This window comes from Streptomyces sp. NPDC020489 (assembly GCF_044386545.1).
Classification (GTDB): Bacteria; Actinomycetota; Actinomycetes; order Streptomycetales; family Streptomycetaceae; genus Streptomyces.
Map to the genome: position 1 here is coordinate 538721 of NZ_JBIRUZ010000005.1, position 15543 is coordinate 554263.

At 70.8% G+C, this 15543-nt stretch carries 12 protein-coding genes; 1 reads left to right on the forward strand and 11 read right to left on the reverse strand.

Annotated elements, in window-relative coordinates; genetic code table 11:
* Nucleotides 1-3 precede the first annotated feature (3 nt).
* The 8 genes from ACH41F_RS16405 to betA all read right to left on the reverse strand — a co-directional run bounded on the left by ACH41F_RS16405 (nt 4) and on the right by betA (nt 11632).
* Nucleotides 4-582 carry a maltose acetyltransferase domain-containing protein gene (locus ACH41F_RS16405; protein ID WP_391230782.1) on the reverse strand — a complete coding sequence of 193 codons (579 nt, stop codon included), beginning with the start codon at nt 580-582 and terminating at the stop codon, nt 4-6.
* Between the two features lie 15 nt (nt 583-597).
* A complete protein-coding gene (locus ACH41F_RS16410) occupies nt 598-1431 on the reverse strand; it encodes an alpha/beta fold hydrolase (protein WP_398836133.1) in 834 nt (277 codons plus the stop codon).
* Between the two features lie 158 nt (nt 1432-1589).
* Nucleotides 1590-4028 carry an FAD-dependent oxidoreductase gene (locus tag ACH41F_RS16415; protein WP_398836136.1) on the reverse strand — a complete coding sequence of 813 codons (2439 nt, stop codon included), beginning with the start codon at nt 4026-4028 and terminating at the stop codon, nt 1590-1592.
* Between the two features lie 203 nt (nt 4029-4231).
* Nucleotides 4232-5200, reverse strand: coding sequence for an ABC transporter substrate-binding protein (locus ACH41F_RS16420; RefSeq protein ID WP_398836138.1), 969 nt, complete (start codon nt 5198-5200; stop codon nt 4232-4234).
* A gap of 13 nt (nt 5201-5213) precedes the next feature.
* Nucleotides 5214-7187: an ABC transporter permease gene (locus tag ACH41F_RS16425; RefSeq protein WP_398836140.1), complete on the reverse strand. Its 1974-nt coding sequence runs from the start codon at nt 7185-7187 to the stop codon at nt 5214-5216.
* A complete protein-coding gene (locus tag ACH41F_RS16430) occupies nt 7187-8272 on the reverse strand; it encodes a betaine/proline/choline family ABC transporter ATP-binding protein (protein WP_391230776.1) in 1086 nt (361 codons plus the stop codon). Before ACH41F_RS16430 ends, ACH41F_RS16425 begins: the two co-directional genes overlap by 1 nt.
* 20 nt (nt 8273-8292) lie before the next feature.
* Nucleotides 8293-9762, reverse strand: coding sequence for an aldehyde dehydrogenase family protein (locus ACH41F_RS16435; protein ID WP_398836142.1), 1470 nt, complete (start codon nt 9760-9762; stop codon nt 8293-8295).
* Between the two features lie 202 nt (nt 9763-9964).
* On the reverse strand, nt 9965-11632 hold the full coding sequence (gene betA / locus ACH41F_RS16440) for a choline dehydrogenase (RefSeq protein WP_398836145.1): 1668 nt from the start codon (nt 11630-11632) through the stop codon (nt 9965-9967).
* Between the two features lie 202 nt (nt 11633-11834).
* Between betA and ACH41F_RS16445 the strand changes: the two genes are divergently transcribed.
* Complete coding sequence (locus ACH41F_RS16445) at nt 11835-12581, forward strand: IclR family transcriptional regulator C-terminal domain-containing protein (RefSeq protein ID WP_391231524.1); 747 nt, start codon at nt 11835-11837, stop codon at nt 12579-12581.
* Here the strand turns inward: ACH41F_RS16445 and ACH41F_RS16450 are convergent.
* The 3 genes from ACH41F_RS16450 to ACH41F_RS16460 all read right to left on the reverse strand — a co-directional run bounded on the left by ACH41F_RS16450 (nt 12553) and on the right by ACH41F_RS16460 (nt 15349).
* Nucleotides 12553-13713: an aromatic ring-hydroxylating dioxygenase subunit alpha gene (locus tag ACH41F_RS16450; protein ID WP_398836148.1), complete on the reverse strand. Its 1161-nt coding sequence runs from the start codon at nt 13711-13713 to the stop codon at nt 12553-12555. The two genes, ACH41F_RS16445 and ACH41F_RS16450, sit on opposite strands and share 29 nt — an antisense overlap.
* Before the next feature lie 113 nt (nt 13714-13826).
* Entirely contained in the window at nt 13827-14990 is a 1164-nt protein-coding gene (locus ACH41F_RS16455) for an NAD(P)/FAD-dependent oxidoreductase (RefSeq protein WP_398836150.1), read from the reverse strand.
* Entirely contained in the window at nt 14987-15349 is a 363-nt protein-coding gene (locus ACH41F_RS16460; protein WP_391230770.1) for a bifunctional 3-phenylpropionate/cinnamic acid dioxygenase ferredoxin subunit, read from the reverse strand. The genes ACH41F_RS16455 and ACH41F_RS16460 overlap by 4 nt, the downstream gene beginning before the upstream one ends.
* Between the last annotated feature and the right edge of the window lie 194 nt (nt 15350-15543).

Genomic DNA, 15543 nt, shown 5'->3' on the forward strand with positions numbered 1-15543 from the left:
GCTTCAGAGGGTGCGGACCTGCCGGGCGGGGTTGCCGACGGCGACGACGTTCGCGGGGACGTCCTTGGTGACCACGGCGCCGGCGCCGATGACGCTGTTGTCGCCGATGGACACCCCGGGGCAGACGATGGCGCCGCCACCGAGCCAGACGTTGTCGCCGATGGTGATGGGCCGAGCGGCCTCCAACTTGTCGCGCCGGGGCTGGGGTTCGACCGGGTGCGTCGGGGTCAGGAGCTGGACGTTCGGGCCGATCTGGCAGTCCTCGCCGATCGTGATGGGGGCCACGTCCAGCGCGGTGAGGTGGTAGTTGACGAACGTGCGGGCCCCGATGGTGATGTTGGTGCCGTAGTCCACGTACAGCGGCGGCCGCACCTCGACCTCCTCCCCCACGGAGCCGAGGAGTTGGGCCAGCAGGGTCCGGGCCGTGTCGGGGTCGTCCACGAAGGCGGCCTGGTAGCGGGCGGCCAGCCGCATCGCGTGCCGCTGTCTGCGGGCGATCTCGGGGTCGTCGGCGATGTAGAGGTCACCCGCGAGCATGCGTTCCAGGTGGGTGCGCGGGTCGTCGGCGAAGTAGTCGGTCATCGGTCTGCGCGCCCTTCAGTGTGCCCGGCGGAGGAAGTCCGCCAGAGTCGCCGTGAGTTCGGCCGGAGCGTCCTCCTGGACCAGGTGGCCCGCGCCGGCGAACAGTTCCAGCCGTGCGCCCGGGATGCGGGCGGCGAGTTCGCGGCCCCGCTCCACGGGGATCCAGGTGTCGTCCTCGCCCCAGCAGATCAGGGTGGGCAGGGTGAGGTCGGCGTAGCGGTCCTGGATCTCGTCGGTGTGGCGCTCGGTGGCCTGGGCGATCTGGCGGTAGAAGCCCGGCCGGCCCTGGTCGCCGAGCCAGGGCTCGACCAGACGGTCGAGGACGACTGGGTGCAGACCCGGCTCGCTGGCCGAGCTGACGTACTCGCGCACCAGGGCCCGGTGCAGGGCGGGCGGCAGGCGCTCGAAGACCGCCGGGTGGTCGCCGACGAGACGGAAGAACGGTGAGCCCCAGGGGGCCAGGGCGACCGGGTCGACCAGCGCGAGCGCCCGGTAGCGGGCTCCGTGCAGGAGATGGGCGCGCAGACTGACCGCGCCCCCGACGTCATGGGCCACCACCAGGGGTTCGTCGAGGCCCCAGTGCGCCAGGAGGTCGACGAAGACCCTTCCCTGCGCGGCCAGGGACACGTCCTGGCCGACGTGCTTCTCCGATGCCCCGTAGCCGGGCATGTCCCACACGAACACCTGGTGGTCACGGGAGAGCGCCCGGGCGACCGAGCGCCAGACGTACGACGAGAAGGGTGTGCCGTGCAGCAGCACCACCGGGTCCCGGCCGGGCGGGCCGAGGGTGTGCCAGCGCACCTCACCGGACGTGCTGCGGAATGTCTCGGCCAGCTCCCAGTCGCTCACACGCACCACCCCTTCCCCACCCGCCTCGGATGTATTCCGCGGCGGCGTCCAGCCTCCGTGGAGGAGCGGAGGGGCGGATCCCCCCGGGCGCTCAGGGGCATCCCCCGGGTGCGGCTGCCTTGCCGTCGGCGGTACGCCCGGTCACGGCCGCTGCCCCGTCAGCTGCGGAGTCGGGACATCGTGGGGTCGAACAACGGCTCCTCGGCGACGACGGCCTCGACGCGTCGGTCGAAGTAGCCGATGGTCAACGCCGTTCCGGGGGCGGTGAGTTCGGTCGGCAGCCAGGCGTACGCGATGCCCTTGCCGATGGTGTGACCGTAGGCGGCGCTGGTGACGTGGCCGACCGCGCGGGCGCCGTCGTAGACGGGTTCCTTGCCCAGGACCACCGACCTCGGGTCGTCGATCGTGAGGCAGGTCAGCCTGCGGCGGACGTCGGCCTTGCGGCGCTCCAGCGCGGCCTTGCCGATGAAGTCGCCCTTGTCGAGCCTGACGGCGAAGCCGAGGCCGGCCTCGTAGGGGTCGTGCTCGTAGGTCATGTCGGTGCCGAAGGAGCGGTAACCCTTCTCCAGGCGGAGGCTGTTGAAGGCGCCGCGGCCCGCGATGACGCCGCCGAGTGGCCGGGCGGCCCGCCAGAGGGTGTCCCAGAGTTTCAAGCCCTGGTCGGCGGTGGTGTAGAGCTCCCAGCCGAGTTCGCCGACGTAGGACAGGCGCATCGCGGTGACGGGGACGGTGCCGATGTAGGCGTGCTGGGCGCGGAAGTACTTCAGGCCGTCGGCGGAGAAGTCCTCGTCCGTCAGCGGCTGGAGGACCTCGCGGGCGAGGGGGCCCCACAGGCCGATGCAGCAGGTGCCGGGGGTGATGTCGCGGACCTGGACGGTGCCGTCGGCGGGGAGGTGGCGGGTGAGCCAGTCGAGGTCGAGGTTGCCGTTGGCGCCGATCTGGAAGCGGTCAGGGGCGAGGCGGGCGACGGTGATGTCGCTGCGGATGCCGCCGTCGTGGTGGAGCAGCAGGGTGTAGGTGACCGAGCCGACGGACTTGGCGACCTTGCCGGTGACCAGCCCCTCCAGGAAGCCGGCGGCGCCGGGGCCGGTGACCTCGAGGCGTTTGAGGGCCGTCATGTCGTACAGCGCGACGGTCTCGCGGGTGGCCTGGGCCTCGGCGCCGACGACGGGCGACCAGAACCGGGCCGCCCAGTCGTTCGGGGTGGGGATGGTGCGGCCCTCGACGAGGGGGGCGTTGGCCTCGTACCAGTGGGGGCGTTCCCAGCCGTTGGCCTCCAGGAAGAACGCGCCGTGTTCCTGCTGGCGGGTGTGGAAGGGGCTGGTGCGGATCGGGCGCGGGTCGCCGGAGGGCTGGAGGGGGTGGAGGATGTCGTAGACCTCGACGAAGTTCCGGCAGTCGCGGGCCAGGACGTATTCCGGGGACAGCTGGTGGGGTTCGAAGCGGTTGACGTCGCACTCGTGCAGGTCGAAGGAGGAGCAGTGGCCGTCGACCAGCCACTCGGCCATGGCCCGGCCGACGCCCGCGGAGTGGGTGACCCAGACGGCCTCGGCGACCCAGAAGCCCTTCAGGTCCGGGGACGGGCCGAGCAGCGGGAAGTTGTCGGTGGTGAAGGAGAACAGGCCGTTGATGCCCTCCTCGATCTTGGCGTCCTGGGTCGCGGGGAGCAGGGACCGGGTCTCGGTCCAGGCGGGCGCGAAGTCGTCCTCGGTGAACTTCAGGACCGACGGCATCTCGTCGTTCTCGTCGAAGGCGCGGATCTCGTCGGCCGGGACGGGCATCGGGCGGTGGCCGTACGAGCCGATGCCGAGGGTGTCGAAGCGGTCGCGGTAGTAGAGGTCGGCGTCCTGGTGGCGCAGGATCGGGCGGATCGCCTCCTCCCGCTGGCCGGCGAGCGCGGGGATCGGGCCGGTCCAGGCGAGTTGGTGGGCGAGCGGGGTGAGCGGGAGGTGCATGCCGGCCATGCGGGCGATCTTCGGGCCCCAGATGCCGGCGCAGCACACCACGATGTCGGCGGGGATCTCGCCCTGGTCGGTCAGGACGCCGGTCACCGTGCCGTCGGCCTTCTGGACGTCGAGGACCTCGTGGCGGGGCAGGAAGCGCACGCCGCGTGCGGTGGCGCGGCGGATCTGCGCCTCCACGGCGAGGACGGCCTTGGCGATTCCGTCAGTCGGTACGAGCAGGCCGCCGAGGATCCGGTCGCGGTTGACCAGTGGGTGCCGCTTGACGCACTCGTCGGCGGTCAGCAGCCGTGACTCGACGCCCCAGGCGGTGATCCAGCCGTGGCGGCGGTGGAGTTCGGCGAGCCGCTCGGGGGTGGTGGCCACTTCCAGGCCGCCGACCTGGAGGAAGCAGGGCTCGCCGTCGACGTCGAGGGAGCAGAACTTCTCGACGGTGTAGCGGGCGAGTTCGGTCATCGTCTTGGAGGAGTTGGTCTGGAAGACCAGGCCCGGGGCGTGTGACGAGGAGCCCCCGGTGGCGGGCAGCGGGCCCTGGTCGACCACGGTCACCTCGGTCCAGCCGCGTGCGGAGATCTCGTCCGCGAGCGCCGCTCCCACGACACCCGCTCCGATGATCACCACTCGGGGTCCCGCCATCGCCGCACCTCCGCGATCAAAGCCAGTCGAGTTGCTTTCTGCGCAACATGCTTCGGGCTGCGCAACTCAATGTGCCCGCCCCCGGGAGGGGTGTCAAGGGGGCCGTGGCGGCCGGGAACGGCCCGGGAAAGGCGCTGCCCGGCGGGTGGTGCGCACGCTCGCGCACCACCCGCCGGGCAGTCGGAAAAGCCGTTCCGCCAGGGCTACTTGAGCCAGGCGTCGACTTTGGCGCGGTTGGCCTCGACCCACTTCTCGGCCGCCGCCTCGGGCGTCATCTTGTCCACCGCGATGTACTTCGCCACGGTGTTCTGGTCGTCGTTGCTCCAGGTGAAGTTCTTGACCAGGTCGCAGGCCGGGCTGCCCGACTTGGCGAACTTCGCGCTGACGACCTTGTCCAGCTTGTAGACCGGGTAGTCACAGGCGATCCTCTCGGCGTCCGCGTCGCAACCCGCCTTGTATTCCGGCAGTTTGACCTTCTTCAGTGGCACCTCGGACATGAACCACTGCGGCTCGTAGAAGTAGCCGATCACCCACTCCTTGTCCTTCTGCGCCTTGCGGAAGGCCTGGATGAGCGCGGTCTCGCTGCCCGCGTACACCACCTTGTAGTCCAGCTGGAGGTTCTTGACCAGCGCCTCGTCGTTGGTGACGAACGACGGGTCACCGTCGAGGAGTTGGCCCTTGCCGCCGGACTCGGAGGTCTTGAACTCGGCCGCGTACTTGTCGAGGTTCTTCCAGTCGAGGATGTCGGGGTGCGCCTCGGCCAGCCACGGCGGGACGTACCAGCCGATGAGCCCCTCGTTGCCGGTGGGGCCGGCGTCGACGGCGGTCTTCTGGCCGGTGATGTACTTCTTCTTCAGGTCCTCATGACCCCAGTTCTCCACGACGGCGTCGACCTCGCCGGTCCCGAAGCCCTGCCAGGCGATCTCTTCCTTCAGGTCCTTCTTGGTGACCTTGCAGCCGAGGTCGTGCTCCGCGACGTGGGCGATGACCGCCGCGTTGGCCTCGTAGCCCACCCAGGGGTTGACGGCCAGGTTGAAGGTGCCGCACGTGCCCGGGCTGCCCGTGTCTGACGAGCTGTCACCAACCTTCGCGCCGCCGCAGGCGGTCAGGGCGAGGGCGAGGACCGCGGTGCCGGCCGCGCCGACTCTCCACCGTCGTATGTGTGTTGCCATGGTCAGTGCTCCTTTAGGCGCTCACGCGTCGCGCCGCTGCCTGAGTGATCCGGTCGAACATGACGCCGAGAAGGACGATGGCGAGGCCCGCCGCCAGACCCTTCCCGTACAGCTGGCCCTGCGAGAAGCCGGCCACGACGTCGTAGCCGAGGGCGCCCGCGCCGACCAGGCCGCCCACCACCACCATCGACAGCACATAGATCAGGCCCTGGTTGGTGGCGAGCGTCAGGGCGCTGCGGGCCATCGGCAGCTGGACCTTGGTGATGATCTGCCAGGTGGTGCAGCCCGCCGAAGTGGCCGCCTCGACGGTGGCCGCCGGTACCGACCGCACCCCATCCGCGATGATCTTGATGGCGACCGGGGCGGCGTACACGACCGCGGCGACGATGGCCGTGAACCGGGTCGCGCCGAACAGCGCCAGGAACGGCACCAGGTAGACGAACGGCGGCATGACCTGCGCGGCGTCCAGGGTGGGCCGCACCAGCCGGTCGGCGAGCACGCTGCGCCCCATCCACACCCCGACGACCACGCCGAGCACCATGACCAGCACGGTGGCCACCAGCGTCGAGGCCATGGTCGTCATGGCGTCCGACCAGAGACCGGTGCCGACGAGCAGGCCCGCACAGACCGCCGTGGTGACGCCGGCGCGCCAGCCGCCGAGGACCGTGCCGAGCGCGATCAGCACCGCCGCGACGAGCCACCACGGCGAGTCGGTGAACAGTGACTGGAACGGGTTGAGCAGGCCGTTGGTGAGGGCGTCACGGAAGGCGTTGGTCAGGCCCGACACGTGGTCCTGCGTCCAGGTGGTCGCGGTGTCGGCCCCGCTCGCGAGGGAGCTGCCGAGGTCGCCGTCCCCGGGGAACTCGGCCGCCCACACATAGGTGTGCGACAGAGAGACCAGGACCGCCGCGACGACACCGCCCACGCCCAGCAGCGGGCGCCGCCACTTCAGCGACCGGCCACCCGCTCGCCGGGCCGTGTCCTGGCGGGCGCCGGCCGCGGTGGTGACCCGGTCCAGGACGATCGCCATGACGACGATGGCGAGGCCCGCGTTGAAGGCGGTGCCGACGTCGAGCGACTGAAGGGCCTGGATGACGGTCTTGCCGAGACCGGGCGCGTCGATGAGGGCGGCGATGGTCACCATGGCGAGGGCCGCCATGATCGACTGGTTGACGCCCATCACCACGGTCCGCTTGGACATCGGCAGCAGGACCTTCAGCAGCGTCTGCCGCCGGGTCGCGCCCAGGGAGTCAGCGGCCTCGACGGTGGCCTCGGGCACGGTCCGGATGGCGTGCGCGGTGATGCGGATCGCGGGTGGGGCGGCGTAGACGACGGTGGCGATGGTCGCGGAGGCGCCGCCGATGAGGAAGAACAGGGTCAGCGGGGCGAGATAGACGAAGGTCGGCATCGTCTGCATGAAGTCCAGGAAGGGCGTCATGATCCGGTCGACCCGGTCGGACAGCCCCGCCCACACGCCCAGCGGGATCGCGAACAGCAGCGCCACCAGGACCGCGGAGACGGTGAGCGCGAGGGTGTCCATGCTCTCCTGCCACAGGCCTTGCAGGCCGAGGAAGGTGAAACCCGCGACGGCCAGCAGGGCGGCCCGCCAGTTGCCGACGGCCCAGGAGACGTAGCCGACGATCCCGACGACGCCGAGCCAGCCGATCTGCGGCACGGGGCGGCCCGCGGCGGGCTGGGAGATCAGCTCCTGGACGAAGGTGACCAGGGTGTCGATGGCCAGCCGGATCTCGTTGAAGAAGTACAGGAAGAGCGGGTTGGAGTCGCGGTTCGCGCCGATGGAGTCGTTGACGTCGTTGAACCACCGGTGCAGGTCGGTGAGGTCGGCCGCGGCCAGGGTCAGCGTCTGCCTGCCGCGCAGAAGGGCGAAGAGCACCAGCCAGGCGACCAGGATCGCCGCGACCACCGCGCGCCGGCTGATCTGCCGTACGCCCGCCGGCGACGCCGTCTTCTCCAGGGCGACGGCCATCACGCACCGCCCTCCCCGGCGACCACCGCGAGGATCTCCTCGTCGCCGACGATGCCCAGCAGTTCGCCGTCCTCGACGACCTTGACCGGCCTGTCGGCCGCAAGGACCGCGCGGGTGGCCTCCTTCACCACGACGTCGGGGCCCAGCTCGGGGCCGTCCAGCGCGTCGCCGTCCGCCGGCGGGCGCATGATCCAGCGCAGGGTGAGCACGTCACCGCGCGGGACGTCCTTGACGAACTCGCGAACGTAGTCGTCGGCGGGGGCCCCGACCAGCTCGTCGCCGGTGCCGCACTGCACCGTCCTGCCGTCGCGCATGATGAGGATGCGGTCACCCAGCTTGAGGGCCTCGGAGAGGTCGTGGGTGATGAACACCATCGTCTTGCCGACCTCGCGGTGCAGGCGGATGACCTCGCTCTGCATGTCGCGCCGGATCAACGGGTCGAGCGCGGAGAAGGGCTCGTCGAAGAAGAGCACGTCCGGGTCGCCGGCCAGCGCCCGGGCGAGACCCACGCGTTGCTGCATACCGCCGGAGAGCTGGTCGGGGTAGGAGTTCTCGTAGCCGGACAGCCCCACCAACTCCACGACGTCCAAGGCCCGTTTGCCGCGCTCGGCGCGGCTCATGCCGCGGATCTCCAGTCCGAAGGCCACGTTGTCGACGACCCGGCGGTGCGGCAGCAGCCCGAAGTGCTGGAAGACCATGGAGAACTTGCTGCGGCGCAGCTCGCGCAGGCGTCGGGCGTCCGCCTCGCGGATGTTCTCGCCCTCGAACACGATCTCGCCGGCGGTGGGTTCGATCAGCCGGGTCAGACATCGCACCAGCGTGGACTTGCCGGAGCCGGACAGCCCCATGACGACGAACACCTCGCCCTGCCGGACGTCGAAGTCCACGTCGCGCACCGCGGCGGTGCAGCCGGTGCGGTCCATCAGTTCGCGGCGGGTCAGGCCGCACAGTTCCTCCGACTCCGGCACCCTCTCGGCCTTGGGCCCGAACACCTTCCACAGCCCGCGCACGGAGATGACCGGCGTGCCGTCCGCGTCCTGGGGCGTGCCGCGCCGCTGCGGCATCTCGGTCTGTGGTGGGGTCACGAGCGACCTCTCTTCGGCGTTCAGCCGCGGAACCAGTGCTGCGGCCGGGGTTGGATGTTCTGCCAGATGTGCTTGGGCTCGCGGTACTCGTCGAGGCCGGTCGGTCCCAGCTCCCGGCCCACGCCCGAATGCCCGAAGCCACCCCATTCCGCCTGCGGCACATAGGGGTGGTAGTCGTTGATCCACACCGTGCCGTGCCGGAGCCGCCGGGCGACCCGCTGGGCCCTGCCCGCGTCCTGGGTCCACACGGCCCCGGCGAGTCCGTACTCGGTGTCGTTGGCGATGCGTACGGCGTCGTCCTCGTCGGTGAAGCGCTCCACGGTGAGCACGGGGCCGAAGGACTCCTCGTGCACCACGCGCATGTCCTGCCGGCACTCGTCGAGCACGGTCGGCGGGTAGTAGTGGCCGTCCGCGAGGGCGGGTTCGGTGGGGCGTTCGCCGCCGCAGCGCAGGACGGCGCCCTCGGCGATCCCCGCCGCGACACAGGCCTCGACCTTCGCCAGGTGCCCGGCGGATATCAGGGCGCCGGTGTCGGCCTCGGGGTCGAAGGGACCGCCGAGGCGGATCAGTTGGGCGCGGCGGACGACCTCGTCGACGAAGGCGTCGTGCAGCGGGTCCTGGACGATGAGCCGGGCGCCGGCCGAGCAGACCTGCCCGGAGTGCAGGAAGACGGCCGTGAGGGCGAAGTCCACGGCCGTCTCGAAGTCGGCGTCGGCGAACACGACGTTGGGGTTCTTGCCGCCGAGTTCCAGCGCGACCTTCTTCACGGTCGCGGCGGCGGCCGCCATGACGCGTCTGCCGGTCTCCAGGCCGCCGGTGAAGGAGACCATGTCGACGCCCGGATGCTCGGAGAGCGGGGCGCCCACCTCGGGGCCGGCGCCCAGGACGAGGTTGGCGGCGCCCGCGGGCAGTCCGGCCTCCTCCAACGCCCGCATCAGCAGGATGGAGGTGGAGGGGGTGAGTTCGCTGGGTTTCAGCACGACCGTGTTGCCGGCGAGGAGGGCCGGGGCGACCTTCCAACTGGCTTGCAGCAGCGGGTAGTTCCAGGGGGTGATCAGTGCGCAGACACCGACGGGTTCGTACACGACGCGGCTGACGGCGTCGTCCCGGCCGGTGTCGATGACGCGTCCTGCGTCGGTGCCGCCGAGTCCGCCGTAGTGGCGCAGGCAGGCGACGACGTCGGCGATGTCGTACTCGCTCTCCACGAGCCGCTTGCCGGTGTCCAGCGACTCGGCGCGGGCGAAGTCCTTGGCGTCGCGTTCGATCAGGTCGGCGGTGCGCAACAGCAGTGCGCCGCGCGTCCGTTCGGGGGTGCGCGGCCAGGGGCCCTCGTCGAAGGCGCGGCGGGCGGCGGCGATCGCCGCCTCGGTGTCGGCGCGGGTTCCTTCCGATACGGTCGCGCTCAGCGTGCCGTCCGCGGGGCAGCGGATCTCCCGGCGGCCTCCGGCGACCGGATCCCGCCACGCGCCACCCACGTACAGATCTGCCACGCGCCGAGCCCTTCAGCCGGAATGCGTTGCGCATCATGCATTCTTTTGCTTGTGGTGGAACACCATGGCGAACGCCACGGACCGGCGTCAAGAGGCGGGTCCCTTCTTCATGAGGGTCCACTTCGACGTCTCCGATCCGAACGCCGGTGTGAAAACCCTGCGTTACCGATTCGGGCCCGCACCCGGCTCGGCGTCGTCCGGGCTACCCGGCCTGCCGGGCGTCGCGGTGGCGGTAGTACGCGGCCTTCGACGGCACGAGCGGCTCCTTGCCGAGGATCAGGTCGGCGGCCTTCTCGGCGATCATCATCACCGGTGCGTAGATGTTGCCGTTGGTGACGTACGGCATGACCGAGGCGTCCACCACGCGCAGGCCCTCGACCCCGTGCACCCGCAGGTCGGCCGGGTCGACGACGGCCATGTCGTCGGTGCCCATCTTGCAGGTGCAGGACGGGTGCAGGGCGGTCTCGCCCTCCTGCGCCACCCAGGCGAGGATCTCCTCGTCGCTGTCCACCTGCGGGCCGGGCGAGAGTTCCCCGCCGTTGTACGGGGCGAGCGCGGGCTGGTTGAGGAGCCTGCGGGCGACCCGGATCGCCTCGACCCACTCGCGGCGATCCTGTTCGGTGGAGAGGTAGTTGAAGCGCAGCGCCGGGTGTTCACGCGGGTCCCTGCTTCTGATCTTCACCGAGCCGACGGCGTCGGAGCACATGGGGCCCACGTGCACCTGGTAGCCGTGGCCGCCGGCCGGTGAGGAGCCGTCGTAGCGGACCGCCACCGGCAGGAAGTGGAACATCAGGTTGGGATAGTCCACCTCGTCGTTGCTGCGGGCGAAGCCGCCGGCCTCGAAGTGGTTGGTGGCGGCGGGCCCCTTGCGGAAGAGCCATTGCAGCCCGATGAAGGGCGCGCGCCACTTGGCCATGTACGGCTGCATGGACACAGGCTTCTTGCAGGCGTACTGGACGTAGACCTCGAGGTGGTCCTGCATGTTCTCGCCGACGCCCGGCAGGTCGTGCACCACGTCGACGCCGAGCGCGCCGAGCTCCTTGGCGTTGCCGACACCCGAAAGCTGGAGCAGCTGGGGGGAGTTGATGGCGCCGCCGCAGAGGATGACCTCCTTGGCGCGCACCTGGCGCGGGGCGCCGCGGCCGCGCCGGTACTCGACGCCGACGGCGCGCTTGCCCTCGAACAGGACGCGGGTGACCAGGGCGCGGGTGGTGACCGTGAGGTTCGGCCGCTTCATCGCGGGCTTGAGGTAGGCCTTGGAGGCGGACAGGCGCCGGCCGCGATGGACGTTGCGGTCGAACTTGGCGAAGCCCTCCTGCTGGTAGCCGTTGACGTCGTCGGTGGGGGCGTAACCGGCCTCCTCGGTGGCCTTCTGGAAGGCGGTGAAGAGCGGGTTGGTGGCGGGGCCGCGCTCCAGGACGAGGGGGCCGTCGTGGCCGCGGAACTCGTCGTCGGGGTCGGCCGCGAGGCAGTTCTCCATCCGCCGGAAGTAGGGCAGGCAGTGCGCGTAGTCCCAGCGCTCCATGCCGGGGTCGGCCGCCCAGCGCTCGTAGTCCATGGGGTTGCCGCGCTGGAAGATCATGCCGTTGATGCTGCTGGAGCCGCCGAGCACCTTGCCGCGGGCGTGGTAGATGCGCCGGCCGCCCATGTGGGGCTCGGGCTCCGACTCGTACTTCCAGTCGTAGAAGCGGTTGCCGATCGGGTAGGTCAGCGCCGCGGGCATGTGGATGAAGACGTCCCACGGGTAGTCGGAGCGGCCGGCCTCCAGGACCAGGACCCGGTTGGCCGGGTCCGCGGAGAGCCGGTTCGCCAGTGCGCTGCCGGCCGACCCACCGCCGACGATGACGAAGTCGTAGTGCAGAGGAGCCATGGTCCCTCGTCTCACTCGCGCCGGAGATACGCGAGGCATGCTAGTACCGGTCCCGCGATACGCACCAGGTTGCGAACCGCGCAACCTTGCAGGTCTTCGTTTCCACGGCGTTTCATACGGCCGCGTTGTTTACTACGCGTATAGTTTTGCTGTGAGCAACCACAGCCAAGACCCCGAAACGTCACCTTCGCAGTCCGGCGGAGTGCAGTCGGTCGACCGCGCCATCAGCGTCCTGGAGATCCTGGCCCAGCGTGGCGAGGCGGGCGTCAGCGAGGTGGCCGCCGAGATCGACGTTCACAAGTCCACCGCGTTCCGGCTGCTCGGCGCCCTGGAGGCACGCGGTCTGGTGGAGCAGGCGGGCGAGCGCGGCAAGTACCGGCTCGGCTTCGGTATCGTCCGGCTCGCCGGCGCGGTCACCGGACGGATCGACATCACCCAGCAGGGCCGCCCGGTCTGCGAGCGCCTCGCCGGGGAGATCGGCGAGACGGTGAACATCGCCGTCATGCAGGAGCACTACGCGATCAACCTGTACCAGGTGCGCGGCCCGGGCGCCGTCACCGCGCACAACTGGGTCGGCCAGCTGACCCCGCTGCACGCCACGTCCAGCGGCAAGATCCTGCTGGCGCACCTGCCCGCCAAGCAGCGTGCCGCGCTGCTGACGGAGACCGGGACGAAGAAGGTCACCCCCCACACCATCACCGCGAAGACCAAGCTGGAGAAGAACCTCGCCGAGGCACGCGAGCGCGGCTACGCCTACACCATCGAGGAGTTGGAGATCGGCCTGCACGCCATGGCCGCCCCGATCCGCGACCGGGACGGCAAGGTCGTCGCAGCGCTGAGCGCCTCCGGGCCCTCCTACCGCTTCACCGAGGAGCGGCTGCACGAACTCGCCCCGGTGCTGCTCAAGGGCGCCGAGGAGATCAGCCACCGCATGGGCTACCTGGGCTGAACCGGCCCTGGGCGCCGCCCAGTCGCTCGGTCACCCAGTCGTGGAAGGCGCCGATGTGGTGCTCGCTGGGCACCAGCACACCCCCCTTGGCATACAGCCGGGAACTCATGCCGGGCTGGGTACGCTCGCACGCCTCGAAGTCCTGGCGGTTGACGCGGTCGAACAGTTCCACGGACCGGCTGACGTCCTTGCCGCCGTCGACGACGTGCGGGAGATACAGCCAGTCGCACTCGACGATCGTGCGGTCGACGGCCACCGGGTACATGCGGTGGAAGATGACGTGGTCGGGCACGAGGTTGATGAACACCTGCGGTTTGACGGTGATCGCGTAGTAGCGGCGGTCCTGGTCCTGAGCCACCCCGGGTATGCGGTCCAGGCCCGCCGAGCCGTCGACGGTGAAGCCCTGCACGTCCTCGCCGAACGCGGCGCCGTGGCCGACGTAGTACTGCGCGGCGTAGCCGTCGGCGAACTCGGGGAGCACCTCGGTGAGTTCGGGGTGGATCGTGGCGCAGTGGTAGCACTCCATGAAGTTCTCGACGATGAGCTTCCAGTTGGCCTTCACGTCGTACGTGATCCGCCTGCCGACCGAGAGGTTGTCGATGTCGTAGCGCTCGATCGACTCGAGGTCCCCGAGGCGGCCCGCCACCTCCCCCATCACGTCCTCCTCGAAGGACGGCGGGTTCTCCGCGAGGCACACCCATACATAGCCGAGCCATTCGCGTACGGCGACGCCGGCCAGGCCGTACTCGGCGCGGTCGACGTCGGGCATCTTGGTGAGGTTGGGCGCCGCGACGAGCTTGCCGTCCAAACCGTAGGTCCAGGCGTGATAGGGGCACTGGAAGGCCCGCTTGACCTCGCCGGAGCGCTCGGTGCACAGCTTGGCGCCGCGGTGCCGGCAGACGTTGAGGTACGCCCGTGTCGAGTGGTCGCGGGCGCGGGTGACGAGGACGCTCTCGCGGCCCACGTCGACGGTCCGGAAGGCGCCGGGCCTCGCCAGCTCGGAGGCGCGGGCGACGCAGAACCACATGGTCTCGAAGATGCGCTCCTGCTCCTGGGCGAAGACCCCGGGATCGGTGTAGGCGGACCCGGGGAGAGTGGCGATCAGGCTGTCCGGCAGGCTGGACGAGGTCACGGGGCACTCCTCGGGAAACGTCGTTGAGGGGTCGTTCAGGCACCGGGAAGAGCGACGTCGGACGGCGTGCCGCAGGTGGTGGCACCGCGGCGGGCCGCAGCGTCGGGTACGGGTCAGGACGGCGCGGCGGCGAGCTGCTTGCGCCAACGGGTGAACAGCCGGGGCTGGTTCATCCCGAGCACGGCGACCGGCTGCCCGGCACGGCGGTACACGGCCAGGACGTCACGGCCGTCCACGGCGCCCTCCTCCACGGTCACGCTGTCGGCGTCGGCGGCGTGACCGGCGAGCTGGATCTTCACGCCGTACTGGTCGGACCAGAAGTACGGCGGCCGGGGCACCCCCGACTCCCCCGCGCCGCCCGCCAGCAGCGCGGCGACGGCTACGGCGGGACGTTCCAGGGCGCCGGTCCAGTGCTCCACGCGGCGGTGGGCACCGGCACGGGGGTCGTACCAGTTGGCGCAGTCACCGACCGCGACCACTCCGGCGAGGCTGGTGCGGCCGTCGGCAGCGCACTTGACGCCGTTGTCGAGCTCGACGCCGGACCCCGCGAGCCACTCCACGCACGGCTTCGCGCCCACGCCGACGACGACGATGTCGGCCGGGACGCCGCGCCCGTCCTCCAGGAGCACGGCGTCCACCCGCCGCTCACCGCTCAGCCCCTTGACACCCGTCCCGCACAACAGCCGTACGCCGTGGTCCGCGTGGAGCGCGGCGACGACGGCGCCCATGGTCTCGCCGAGCGGTCCCGCGAGCGGTGTCGGGGCGGCCTCGACGACCGTCACGTCCAGTCCGAGGGCGTACGCCGTGGAGGCGACCTCGGCGCCGATGAAGCCGCCGCCGATCACCACCAGCCGTCCACCGCGGGCCAGTTCGTCCCGCAGGGCGCGGGCGTCGTCCAGGGTGCGCAGGGTGTGCACCCCGGCGAGCCCTTCGCCGCCCGGCAGCGTGCGCGCGGCGGCGCCGGTCGCGATGACCACACCGTCGGCGCGGACCTCGCGGCCGTCGGCGAGGCGGACGGCGCGCTCGGCGCCGTCCAGTGCGGTGGCCCGGGTGCCCAGCAGCCATTCCGCCCGGAGATCCTCGCCGTCCGTCTCCAGCGCCAGGTCCGCCTCGCCGAGGGTGCCGGCGAGGAACTCCTTGGACAGCGGCGGCCGGTCGTAGGGCCGGTGGGTCTCGTCGCCGATGACGACGAGCCGACCGTCGTAACCCTGCTTGCGCAGGCAGCGCGCCGCCGACAGACCGGCCAGCGAGGCGCCTACGACGGCCACGGTCCTCACGCGTGACCACCCGCGAGCCGGGCGGTCACGCACGGCGGCAGGTTGGGGGCGTCCGTGGACACCCGGACGTAGATCATGCCGTCCTCTACGACGACCTCGTGCGTCCGGACGGGGAGCTTCGCCGGCGGGGCGTCGACGGCACCGGTCCTCAGGTCGAACTTCGAGGCGTGCAGCGGGCATTCCACCTCGCAACCCTCCAGCCAGCCGTCGGCGAGCGAGGCGTCCTGGTGGGTGCAGGTGTCGTCGATCGCCAGGACCTCGCCGTCATCGGTGTGGAACACCGAGACGGGCGGGTCGATGTCGAGCCTGAGAGCCTCGCCTCGCGGAAGGTCCGCGAGACGGCACGCGGGAATCATCATGACACCTCGGTGCGTATAGCGAAACGGATTGCGGTAAGCGCAACGTCAGTCTGGGGGCGGTTCTGAAGCGTTGTCAAGGCGTCCCCAGGCCCCGTTCGCACCGCTCGGCCGGTCAGCCGCCGAGCCGCTGTGGGGCAGCCCCCGGGCAGCCTCAAACACCCGAATCACCTGCGGAAACAGGCGGATCAGGCGTT

What these genes read in the sequence shown, in the direction of transcription:
- ACH41F_RS16425 (WP_398836140.1), bottom strand. Translation starts at nt 7,187, where the DNA reads ATGGCCGTCGCCCTGGAGAAGACGGCGTCGCCGGCGGGCGTACGGCAG.
- ACH41F_RS16420 (WP_398836138.1), bottom strand. Translation starts at nt 5,200, where the DNA reads ATGGCAACACACATACGACGGTGGAGAGTCGGCGCGGCCGGCACCGCG.
- ACH41F_RS16415 (WP_398836136.1), bottom strand. Translation starts at nt 4,028, where the DNA reads ATGGCGGGACCCCGAGTGGTGATCATCGGAGCGGGTGTCGTGGGAGCG.
- ACH41F_RS16405 (WP_391230782.1), bottom strand. Translation starts at nt 582, where the DNA reads ATGACCGACTACTTCGCCGACGACCCGCGCACCCACCTGGAACGCATG.
- betA (WP_398836145.1), bottom strand. Translation starts at nt 11,632, where the DNA reads ATGGCTCCTCTGCACTACGACTTCGTCATCGTCGGCGGTGGGTCGGCC.
- ACH41F_RS16460 (WP_391230770.1), bottom strand. Translation starts at nt 15,349, where the DNA reads ATGATGATTCCCGCGTGCCGTCTCGCGGACCTTCCGCGAGGCGAGGCT.